Annotated in this window: 13 protein-coding genes and 1 pseudogene; 6 read left to right on the forward strand and 8 right to left on the reverse strand. The window is 62.7% G+C overall.

All coding sequences use genetic code 11. The annotated features are described in order from the left end of the window. Positions 1–39: 39 nt before the first annotated feature. From AC1ROC_RS20080 to AC1ROC_RS20100, 5 genes are all read left to right on the forward strand, one after another. On the forward strand, positions 40–510 hold the full coding sequence (locus AC1ROC_RS20080; RefSeq protein WP_493001949.1) for a hypothetical protein: 471 nt from the start codon (positions 40–42) through the stop codon (positions 508–510). A 111-nt stretch (positions 511–621) separates the two neighbouring features. After that, the gene (locus AC1ROC_RS20085; RefSeq protein WP_493001950.1) at positions 622–1,065 is read left to right on the forward strand and encodes a single-stranded DNA-binding protein; all 444 of its coding nucleotides are present in this window, start codon (positions 622–624) and stop codon (positions 1,063–1,065) included. A 150-nt stretch (positions 1,066–1,215) separates the two neighbouring features. Further along, positions 1,216–2,406, forward strand: a complete 1,191-nt coding sequence (locus tag AC1ROC_RS20090) for a helix-turn-helix domain-containing protein (protein WP_493001951.1) — start codon at positions 1,216–1,218, stop codon at positions 2,404–2,406. A gap of 1 nt (position 2,407) precedes the next feature. After that, entirely contained in the window at positions 2,408–2,875 is a 468-nt protein-coding gene (locus tag AC1ROC_RS20095) for a DUF4411 family protein (protein WP_493001952.1), read from the forward strand. Positions 2,876–3,014: 139 nt separating this feature from the next. After that, positions 3,015–3,422 (forward strand): hypothetical protein, encoded by a 408-nt coding sequence (locus tag AC1ROC_RS20100; protein WP_493001953.1) that lies wholly within the window; start codon positions 3,015–3,017, stop codon positions 3,420–3,422. A 2-nt stretch (positions 3,423–3,424) separates the two neighbouring features. Here the strand turns inward: AC1ROC_RS20100 and AC1ROC_RS20105 are convergent, their stop codons facing one another. Next, positions 3,425–6,142, reverse strand: a complete 2,718-nt coding sequence (locus tag AC1ROC_RS20105) for an AAA family ATPase (RefSeq protein ID WP_493001954.1) — start codon at positions 6,140–6,142, stop codon at positions 3,425–3,427. 342 nt (positions 6,143–6,484) lie between these two features. Between AC1ROC_RS20105 and AC1ROC_RS20110 the strand changes: the two are divergent. Beyond that, positions 6,485–7,418 (forward strand): annotated as a pseudogene (locus tag AC1ROC_RS20110) (IS5 family transposase). On the opposite strand, the gene AC1ROC_RS20115 reads toward AC1ROC_RS20110, so the two are convergent. The 7 genes from AC1ROC_RS20115 to AC1ROC_RS20145 form a co-directional block, all read right to left on the reverse strand. Further along, positions 7,415–7,780, reverse strand: a complete 366-nt coding sequence (locus AC1ROC_RS20115) for a hypothetical protein (protein WP_493001955.1) — start codon at positions 7,778–7,780, stop codon at positions 7,415–7,417. The pseudogene AC1ROC_RS20110 and the gene AC1ROC_RS20115 sit on opposite strands and share 4 nt — an antisense overlap. Positions 7,781–7,891: 111 nt before the next feature. Continuing rightward, complete coding sequence (locus AC1ROC_RS20120; RefSeq protein WP_493001956.1) at positions 7,892–8,773, reverse strand: ArdC-like ssDNA-binding domain-containing protein; 882 nt, start codon at positions 8,771–8,773, stop codon at positions 7,892–7,894. 449 nt (positions 8,774–9,222) lie between these two features. Next, positions 9,223–9,417 (reverse strand): hypothetical protein, encoded by a 195-nt coding sequence (locus tag AC1ROC_RS20125; RefSeq protein ID WP_493001957.1) that lies wholly within the window; start codon positions 9,415–9,417, stop codon positions 9,223–9,225. 44 nt (positions 9,418–9,461) lie between these two features. Next, positions 9,462–9,815, reverse strand: a complete 354-nt coding sequence (locus AC1ROC_RS20130) for a DsrE family protein (protein ID WP_493001958.1) — start codon at positions 9,813–9,815, stop codon at positions 9,462–9,464. Between the two features lie 5 nt (positions 9,816–9,820). Next, positions 9,821–10,087 carry a metal-sensitive transcriptional regulator gene (locus tag AC1ROC_RS20135; RefSeq protein WP_168690196.1) on the reverse strand — a complete coding sequence of 89 codons (267 nt, stop codon included), beginning with the start codon at positions 10,085–10,087 and terminating at the stop codon, positions 9,821–9,823. Between the two features lie 93 nt (positions 10,088–10,180). Beyond that, positions 10,181–10,537, reverse strand: coding sequence for a thioredoxin (gene trxA / locus AC1ROC_RS20140; protein WP_493001959.1), 357 nt, complete (start codon positions 10,535–10,537; stop codon positions 10,181–10,183). 2 nt (positions 10,538–10,539) lie between these two features. After that, a partial coding sequence (locus AC1ROC_RS20145; protein ID WP_493001960.1) for a DUF8730 family Cys-rich protein occupies positions 10,540–10,736 on the reverse strand: 197 nt, incomplete at its 5' end.

Here is a 10,736-nt window from a genome sequence, read left to right on the forward strand (position 1 = left end):
CGCAAAGATCGGCCGCTACATCGAAGCCCTGGACCAGCAGTGACCGACGACATCCCACTCGATGAACTCGTGGCCTCACTCCCCGAGACCTGGGATGACCAGGCACCCCGACGAACCCCGGGGATGCTCGGCATCACCGTGATCAACTGGCGCACCCTCGAAGACGCCGACGCCCCACAGGTTTGGACCGAACTGCGGGACTGGGTCACCTGGTTCACCCACCGCTACAACCTCCCGATCCGGAAGATTCCACCTTGCTGGTACAAGCATGGCGCGCTCGTCGAAGAGCTCTCCGCCCTGCACACCGCCTGGCTTGTCTCCTACGACAGCCTCGACGCCGGCTACGGACCTATCGGCTGGCACGAACGTCTCGCGGTCGCGATTCCTCGCCTAGCGACCTGGTACAACGGCGAATGTCACAACGGTCACACCGAACTCCCGCAGAACGGCGACGATGCGGCGGCGTCCGACTGGGCTGACTGGATCGGCCAGAGTCACGCCAGACGTTAGGTTGCCCGGACGCGACTTGCGCGCCTCCTGCGCGCACTTTCCTAAGCCCAACTGGAACTTGTAAGTGAAAGCGACCCGACGAACGGCCGCCCAATCGAAAGGAACAGAACGATGAGCACACGAATTCCGATCAGCATCGAAGGCAACCTCGTCGCCGACCCCGACTACGGCGAATCACAGAACGGAACGAAGTTCGCCAAGTTCACCGTCGCCGTCACCGACCGCAAGCTCGAAGACGGCAAATGGGTCGACGGCGACACCCAGTACCACCGCACCACCGTCTTCGGCCGCACCGCCGAGAACGTCACCGCAAGCCTCGCCAAAGGCGACACCGTCATCGTCAACGGCAACCTCGAGTTCCGCCACTGGACTGACCAAGCCACCGGCGAACCCCGAGCAGCCACCGAAGTCGTCGCCGACAGCGTCGGCCCTTCCCTCCGCTACACCACCGCGGAGGTCACCCGTCGCGCCCCAAAAGCTGACGGCCCGGCAGCCACATCTACCGGGCCCGCCATCTCGCAAACGTCGAGTCAGCCCGCGTCGGCGTTGTCGTAGGCGGTCGCAAAGGCGAGACGGCTCACCGGCCGTCTCGCCTTTGCGTGTACTGACGCAATCGCAAATACCGGTGGGTTCTCAGACCCCAGAGCTAGGGGATGCGGAGAGATGGTCCCGAGGAACCGCACCGGCCACCTGTATGGTGAGCGCATGGCGCGCTCGATTCCCGCGAAGATCAACCCGGACATGTTGGTCTGGGCGCGAGAGACGGCCCGTGCCTCCCTCCCTGATGCTGCAAGTCGCCTCGGAGTGTCGGAAGCGGACCTGGCAGCCTGGGAGCATGGTGAACCAGGGCTAACGGTCGCGAAGCTTCAGAAGGCGGCCGAGGTGTACAGGCGCCCATTGGCCGCTTTCTTCCTGAGCCAGCGTCCCGAGGTCCCAGAACGGGTTCGCGATTTCCGGCGCCTTCCCGACGCGACTCGATCCTGGGGTCCCAACCTAGCGTCAGAAATTCGCCGGGCGGAGGCACAGCGCGATGACGTGATCGAACTCTTGGACCTTCGCGACGAGTCCCCCCGAGAGATGTGGAAGGGACCCGTTACATCTGCTGATGACAATCTCCCTGCGCGAGCACGCAGGCTGTTGACTAAGCATGCCCTCATTCCGATGCCCGGATCATCAGGTAAGCCCTACGAATGGTTCTTCTTCTGGAGCAGTGCGCTCGAAGAACTGGGAATCCTTGTGATCACAATGAACCTCGTGGACCCGCGAGAGGCAAGGGGCTTTTCGATTGCTCAAGACCCGGTGCCAGTCATTGCTGTAAATGGAAGCGAACACTTCAACGGTCGCATCTTCACACTGATGCATGAGTACGCTCATATTCTCTTGAACGCGTCGGGGCTATGTGACCTGCACGACCAAGCGGCACCCGATGAAGAGCGAGACCAAATTGAGGTCGAGTGCAACCGGATAGCGTCGGAGATCCTGGTCCCAGGAGCCCTGTTCGGAACTAGGCAGATTGTTCGTCAAAGCGACTCAACGGCAAACGACTGGCCGCTTGATGTGCTTCGTTCCGAAGCTCGGGCCTGGGGAGTCAGCCCCGAGGTCGTCCTTCGACGCCTCGTCGACATGGGCGCAGCCAGTCGAGCCTTCTACGAATCTTGGAGAGCGATGACCAGCTACGAACAGCAATTGGAAAGCGGGCGCGGACAATCCAAGCAAAAGGGTGGCGACGGGCTGCGCACGAAAGTTCGAAACCTTGGGAAGGGGTACGTTCGTTTGGTCGTGGGGGTACACAACGAAGGCCTTCTGAGTACCTACGAGGCTGCGAACCTGCTTCGCTCGAAGACGGAGTCTATTCCGAAACTGCTGGCACGCGCCGGTGGACCGGAGTCTGACTGAGATGGTCTATTCGATCGACACGAGCATCATCATCACCGCGTGGCGCGACCACTACTGGCCCGACGTTTTCCCCGGGGTTTGGGCGCGCATTGAGCGAGGCATCGAGGATGGAACCCTCGTCGCTGTTCAGCCTGTCAAGGACGAATTGATAAGGAAGGACGACGCCATCGGTGCGTGGGCAAAGCGGAGAAGCGCGTTCTTCGTTCCATTAGACGAAGACATTCAGGCTGCAGCTACGGACGTTCTGGCCAGTCACCCCGCTCTCATAACCAACGGTGGCAAGCGTTCAACGGTGGATCCGTTCGTGATCGCGTTGGGGATGGCGCGTGGCTATCCCGTCGTCAGCTATGAAAAGCCCTCGAACAGCCCAGCCAAGCCGCACATCCCAAACGTATGCGCCGACAAGGGCCATCCGTTTATGTCGATCGAGGACCTATTTCGGGCGCTCGGTTGGACCTTCGCGGGCTGAGATCGAAAGGCGGGGCCGGAACCGAGCGGCCATCGAGTGCGTTTGCCACGTGAGCACTCGCCGCCGCCCCATGGATGCACCATTGCCTCCGAGGGAGACCTGGTGATCTTTCGCAGAGGTCGGGTGGAAACTTGGAGGCATGGATCTTGAACCGCCGCTGCCACGCCAATGGAGGGCGTCTGACAGCGAAGCCGTCGAGTTGTGCCGCGAATGGATGATCTACCTCGGCGCCGCTGACACGGTGGTGGCACACGGGGAGACGCGCCACGTTTGCGATCTGTATAGCAGCAGCGTCTTGGCTTGGGTCGACAATCGCCGTCAGAACCTGGATGTCGACGTGGTTCAGAATGCCGCTAACGTCGCTGCCGTCGACGGGCGATTTGCATTGGTCTTTGTGCCTGGAGGCGTCTTTCCAGATGCCCAGGACCTCGCCGACTCGCTAGGCGTGGCACTTATGCGCTTTGATTCGCTAGGAGGAGGTCTCGACGGAGCGAGCGCGATCGGCCGTCAACTCCGACTTAGAGGCCTCACCGTGATCGGGACTTGAGTTCAGGTCATGTGGGTTTCTGACCGGCGTGCGGTGTTGGACGCCGTAGGCCCAGTACTGGCTTGTGCGGCTCGGGTTAGCTCGATTCGGGCAGCCGCGCGCGACTTCTCCAAGGTGTCTTCGATCGGATGCCGCTGCATTGCCTCAATGAGTTGAGTTCGAGCAGCCGCATCGGTAGGCGCCACAAGGATGGCTCTGTTGTTGTCCTTGCCTCGTGTGAGCCCGACGTACAGTCCAGCGGCGTCGACTCCGGGACCTACGACTGACACGTCTGTTGTCTCGCCTTGGACACCGTAGACGGTCGTCGCGTACGCCAGGTGGAGATGCGATTGGGCGTACTCGAGGGATATCTTTCGGAGATCCAACGAATCGTTGGCTGATACCAGTAATACGTGCTCAGGCGTGATCTTTTGTAATAGCCAATTCTGGCGATTCTGAACATCGGTTGCGCTGTCGTTGCGGCGAGTCTGCACGACGTCGCCGACGAAAATCGACTGCTCAGCCTGACCGAATATTGCCTGCCGAGTATCGACAGAACCCTCTGCGATCCTCTGAGCCTGAATGCTCTCACTAAGCGTCTGCGCTTCAGAGTGCGTAGCCGTGACGAGAGCTATGGATTGGCCACCTCGTCCCGCCTCGAACCAGGCACTCACCATCGCATTACGCGCCTCGATCTCGTTATTCGTGAGGACTACGTGATCTGTACGAATTAGCTCATCAGCAACGTCGGCTGCGTCTGCGCTTCCCGGCTCACGCAATCGAAGGCTCAGCTCTGCCCACGCGGGATCCTTGAATCGGTGAACCGTCAGAAGCTCGACCTGACGAGTCGCGCGACGCCAGAAGAGAGCCATGGCGCCGGAGTGACCCACGGGAAGTGCTTGGAGCTGATCTCCCACAAAAGCCACGCCGGAACCAGTGCGGGCGACGACGTCAAGGAGCGCGCTCGCAGCCTCGAGGTCAAGCATGCCGGCTTCATCAACGACGATGCGATCCGCAGGACGGATTTCGATTCGCGGTCCTGCGTATCGGGCACCGGTATCTGGGTCGACTTCACCCGCGCGCAGGCACGACCATTCGGTGGCCCCGGCTCGGTTGCTGCTCCACCGCCACCCGTAGTCGTGAAGGAGTTGGTGAAGAGACGACGATGAACTCCCGGTTTCCCGGCCCGCAACCGCGGAGGCCTTCTTCGTTGGAGCAACGATGAACATCGACCGACCTTGGCGACGCAGTGCGACGCCGGCAACTTTGAGCATGGTCGTCTTGCCCGTGCCAGCTGCGCCGGAAATCGCCACGACTCGGTCCGAGCCAGCAATTGAGCCAGCTCCTAGACGCTGACCTTTATCTAGAGGTCGGTGGGGCTCAATGGCGGCTGCGATCGTCGCAATTTGGTCCGCCCGGAGCACCTCGCCAGGGACTGCAAGCGAGTCGGTTCGCTGGGCGATGGTGGCCTTCAGTGTTGCAGTCGAGGTTGCCATCCGCCGCTTGATATGGGCTGGGACATCAGTGTCTGACAGGAGTGTTACTGTGTGCGTCCGTGTGGCGAGCGAGATCACTTCGTCTATGACGGCAGCGAGCTGAGAATGGTCTTTGATCACACCGGAAGCGGCGATCGCTCGGATCGCGCCAGCTCGGACATCCATTTCGCTGAACCGGCCACCCGTTCCCGTCGACCTTGCATCGGCATCCACGATCGCCTTCGCCGCCAGGAGTTCAACGTCGAGCTCCTCGATGGGCGCGGAGCGTGGCGCGATCTCGCTGCGCTGCCGGGCGAGCGTCGGATCCGTGACAAGGATCTCCGCCATCACAACGGATGCCCAATCGTCCTCACTCAACCGTCCGGGCTTGTTGGGCCGGCCGGCCGCCCATGCCCATTGGTCTATCTGGGTCAGGACGGTGGCGGAGGGCTCCTCGTCGGCGTGCTGCTCTTTCCACTGACGCAGGTGCGCAACCTTGTTAGCTTCAATCTGTGCAGAACGTTTCGACAGCGGCCGCACCAGATGTTGCAGCTGCGCGATCTCCCCATCCGCGTTCAGCGTGAAGCCCTTCGCGGCGAGGGTCGCGACCCATTCTGGGTCCGTGCGGGAGGCGAGGTCGCCCTCGGCGTTGATGACGTTCTGGAATCGCAACGCGACCCTGGTGTCGACGTTCGACCACTTCCCGTCGACGCCCTGGACCTTGACGCTAAGCCACAGGTGGCGGTGCTTGTGTGGGTCCAGCGAGCGGGACCTTTCGTGCTGCAGCTCGACGACCTCGATCCGGGCGAGGTCTTCCCGGATGGCTCCTTGCTTTCCCCGGCGGGCGTTGAGTTCGGTCTGCCACAGCTTGATGATCCGATCCCGCAATCGGTCCTGCAGATCCTCATACGCGGTCGCCAACTCCTGGTCCAGCATCGCCGCGATCGAGAACGACTTCGGCGCGTTGATCGTCGCATCCAGAATCAGATCCGCGACCGGAGACTCCAGATCCCGGCCCCGCCGCTCACCGGTCAGCGGGTCGATGCCGTCGACCCAGTCCTTCAGCTGGGAGCGGGTGAGTAGGTCGTCGCGGATCGCACCGTTCTCGACGATGTACCGGGTCATTACTGCGTCCGCGTACCCGGCCGCGGCCAGTGCACCGTCGGCAGTCTTGGCCGTCAGGGTCGCGTCACAGACACCGCCGAAGGCATAGCGCACCGCCTGCTTGACACCTTGGGCTTGCTGCCCGCGCTTCCAGCGCGCCACTCCACCTCTCACACTTACACGTTCCGGTTGCGCGCCAATTTTGGCGCGCAAATTGCAAGTTCATCTCAAAGAGTGCCTACGTGCATTCGCTCTTTTTCGTCGTTTCTCGTCTCGCTCCGTCGGTTCTAGCCTTGGCCGTTGTATTTGTAGTTCTCTTTTGTGGTTCTCTCGATCTGCGTCCTTCTCTTCTTGTCCTCGCTTCTTCGCTTGGCGTCATTCTCACCACGTCTCGCCCGATCTGTTCTTCGAGCCGCTTCAACGCGGTTCCGTTCCCCGACAGCGAAGAGCCCCGGTCCGAGCGGATCGGGGCTCTTCGCGTTGCGACTGACGGCCTAGGCCGTGTTGCTAAACCCGTTTTGGTGGCTCGGGGTGATTCTGGATCTTGTGTCGCGTGATGTGATCTCTGATGAGGCGTGGGCTGTGATCGGCCCGTTGTTCCCGGCTGTGAAGGCCTCGGGCCGGCCTCCTGTGGATCGTCGCATGGTGGTCGAGGCGACGGCGTGGCGGTTCCGGACGGGCGCACCGTGGCGGGACGTCCCGGAGCGGTTCGGGAACTGGAACACGATCTACAAGAACTTCAACCGGTGGTCCGATCAGGGCGTGTGGGCGCGGGTGCTGGAAAGGATGCAGACGCTTGCGCAGCAGGCTGGCGACCTGGACTGGGTCGCGTCGATCGACTCCTCGATCGTGCGCGTGCATCAGCACGGCGCGACCCTGCCCCGCGACACAGGGGGCAGGGTCGAACTACAGAAAGTTCGGTGACGAACCGCCAGATCATGCGATCGGCCGCTCCCGCGGCGGGTTGACGACGAAGAGTCACCTGGTCTGCGACGGGAAGGGACGCGCGCTCGCGTTCATCCTCACTCCCGGGCAAGCCGCGGACACCGGCATGATGGCGGCCACGCTTGAGCAGATCCGGGTCCCGGCCGGTCGCGGCCGACCTCGGACTCGTCCGGACCGGGTGATGGCCGACAAGGGCTACCCGTCCAGAGCGAACCGGGCGTGGTTGCGTGAGCGCGGCATCGCGGCGACGATCCCAGAGCGTGAGGATCAGATCGCGCATCGTCGGAAGAAGCGAGGTCGCCCGATCGACTTCGGCGGCCAGCAGCGCGAACGCTACAAAGGCCGCAACGTCGTCGAGCGGTGCTTCAACAAGCTCAAGCAATGGCGCGGTATCGCGATGCGTTCAGACAAGACCGCACGCAATTACCACGCCGGCCTCTGCCTTGCCGCAGCCCTCCACTGGCTCTCCAGCAGCCCGAGCAATAGGGGCTAATCGCCGAACACTTGGGCTTTCGTGGTTTCCGGATCCGCAAGGCCGATCACCACACGGCTGTAGGGTTCACCAGACAGCTCGATCCGCAGCCCGCGTGGGGTGTCGGAGTGCACAAGAGCGAGCGTGATGCCGTGGTCTTCGCCGTTGCGGAAGGTTCCAACTGCGGTCGTGCTGGGAACATATCGGCCGGCGAGCTTGAAGTCTCTTCCCCACCCCTTGACCTGCTCATGAGCGTCGTCCACAACCTCCACGGAGGTGACGTTGCCCAGCGAGAAACGAGTCGACGCAAGCAATCCTTCGACCTTCTCGAACACCGACAGAGTGACCACGGCATCGGAGCCATCACGGGTTAACTGAGCCATACGACCAGGCTAACGCGCGCCGAGCGTAGATGCCGCATGCCCTGCTCCGCCAACATCGATGCGATCGACATGCGCAACGCCGGGCGGGCGAACCGCGTTTAGCAACACAACCTAGTGAGGCTTTTCGATGACTGCCGCAATCGTGTGCGCTGCCTTTAGTACTCGCGCGGCCGTGTCTCGAACGAGGGCCGTGTCCTCGCCGGACCAACCCGTGATGTAGCCGATGCTGTACGCGCTGGTATCGAACCCGGACAGGCCGGCGACGATGTAGGCGACCGATTCGGCTTCCACCTCCATCTGCCCCCGGTGGGCGCGGTACTCGTCGAGATCCTCGACGTGGCGCAGCTTGATATGCGCGGTTTCGTGAATGAGTGTCTTGGCCGCGTGCTCGACTGCCAGGTTTTCCGCCAGGGTCACCCGGTGCAGTCCGGGATCCGTGTACCCGCTCGCGTTCATGAGCGGTGCGCGTTGGACACTCCATCCGTTGGCTTGGAGGTGCGTGGTCAGCGGAGCGATGACGCCGTGGTCGTCGTGGCCGGTTAGGCGGCGGGTTGGGTTCTGGGGGAGGGATTCGGCTCCTTCGATTGGGTCGGTCTGTGCAATGTCGAACACGGAAAGGGTGGGGAAGTAGCGCACCACTCGTAGTTCGCCTTCGGTCTCGTCTTTGTCGTCGTCGCGGCTGGCCTTCCTCTCGCGGTAGCCGAAGATCTTGATTGCCTTCTCGCCTTTGCGAACTTGTCGTCCCCTGGTCTGCCACTGTCGGAAGCCGGCGACGACGGTCGCGTTGGGGTTCTGGGAGAGCACCAGGAGGAGGTTATTTAGGCTGTATTTGTGGAAGGAGCGGGCGAACTCAAGGAACGCCCGCCACTGGCCGCTCTCGGCGAGTTGTTGGACCTGCTCTGCGATCGACGCGTGGAGTGCCACCGCTTCTACCTGTCGCTCCTTCGCGCTCCGGATGGTGACTTTGCCGCTCATGATCTTGAACTCCCTCATCGTTCTTCTGGCCGTTCCGGCACAAAGATCGATAGCGGGTGGAGGCAGCGGAATGCCCGGAGGCAGCGGTTGCTAAGCGGAGTGAGCGCAGCGAGTGGAGTCTGCAAATAGCGACGACCGGGGCCTGGAGTTGCCGGAGCTTGCTATGGTCGGCTGCCGGATCGGAGAGAAGAGTAAGGAAGTCAGCACGCCGAAGGCGTCCGATCCAGCCCTGTCCAATCTGGATGGTGAGCGCGTTGATCAGGCCGCCGACTCCTCTTCGGATGAGGTCATGGTCGGCGTACGGTGTCGATGTCCTGGCCGGAGGGGTTCTTCGACTTCAACGTTCTCTTATCGCTGGCCGGGGAAGATTTGGCGGCTGTGCGTGCAGCGCAGCACATTGTGCTCACGATGTCGGATTCGCAGAGCCGCGCGGTCTCCCGCTCTGGTCCGGGTCGGTGCGCGTCGCCCTAGTGCGAAATCAGGCGAGTTCCCCACCGAATGGAGAGCGCGGCGAGAACAAGCGCGACTGGCCCAACGAGGAAGATCCATCCCCAGGCGTACTCGACGGTGAGGATGATCGCGATGACAGCGATTCCAGCGCCCACGACGCAGATGACAAGCCCCATCAGGGCGCGGAATAGACGCGCTGTCGTGTTCTCCATCGGACTTACCTTACGAGATAACCCGAGGGGCACGCCCGCCGCCATCACGGCCGCAGGTACGCCCAGCCTTCGCGTTGACGGATCACGAGGTGAGCGATGCCGGAGGGAACGACGACGGTATCGGCCACAAGCTGCTCGGCGTCGATGTGTTCGCTTCGGAGAGTGTTCCGGCATGCGTCGACGGTGAGTCCGCGGTGTTGGAGCGTGCGGACGGTGTCGCGGTGCGGGCTGTCCTGCAGAAGGATGCTGATGCCTGGCCCGTGGACGACGAGTTCGATGTCCGTTTCCGGTTCGAGCGCATCGATGAGGTTGCTGACGTTCCTGAGGACGGCGGCGTGCTTGGCGGGGTCGGCCTGATCGAGGTGAACAACCACACCGGACGTTGCGGCGTCGGTCATCTCCTTCACGCGAGAGTCATGAAGAGCTTCTGGAGCTCTTCGACCGTCATCGGGTCGGAGTCGTCGTCGGGATCGGTGATGCATTTCTGCATGGCGGTGGAGATGATCTGGAAGCCAGCCTTGTCGAGCGCACTCGAGACTGCGGCGAGCTGGATGACGACGTCGCGGCATTTGCCGCCGTTCTCGACGGCGGCGATGACGGCGTTGAGCTGGCCCTGCGCGCGGCGGAGCCGATTGAGCACGGGCTTGATGTCGGCGGCGGTAGTTGCCACGGCGTGTTCTTCTTTCTCGATGGAGCCGAAGGGGGCGGCGAGGAGCAGGGAGAGACGGGCGGCTCGCGGTACCCGCCAGGGTATCTCTTCGGCTCAGGTGCGGGCCTTGGCGGCGGTGAGCTCAGCCGGATCGATGGCGCGGATCTGACCGATCAGATCCTCGAGGTCCTTGGCGGCGAGCGCTCCGGGCTGTGAGAACACGAGGACGCCGTCGCGGAAAGCCATGAGGGTGGGGATCGAGGTGATCCCGGCGGCCGCGGCGAGTTCCTGCTCGGTATCGGTGTCGACTTTGCCGAAGACGATGTCCGGGTGCTGCGCGGATGCGGTCTCGAAAACGGGGGCGAACATACGGCAGGGGCCGCACCAGGCCGCCCAGAAGTCGATCAGGATGATGTCGTTCTGCTCGATCTGGCCCTTGAGCGTGCCGGCGGTGAGGGTGACGGTGCTCACGGTCAGCCTCGTCCGAAGAGCCGGCCGAAGAACCCGCCACCGGAGGCGGCGGCCTTCTCGGCGTCGGTGTGGTTGCCGTTGCACCACTGGTTTGCGGGCACGCGCCGGCGCACGTCGGCGATGTGCTGACCGCAGCCGCTCCAGGTCGTCTTGCCGCAGACTTTGCAGGTGGCGGGGTAGCACATGGGCTGGAACTCTC

This window comes from Leifsonia sp. GW821-FHT13C05 (assembly GCF_058806515.1).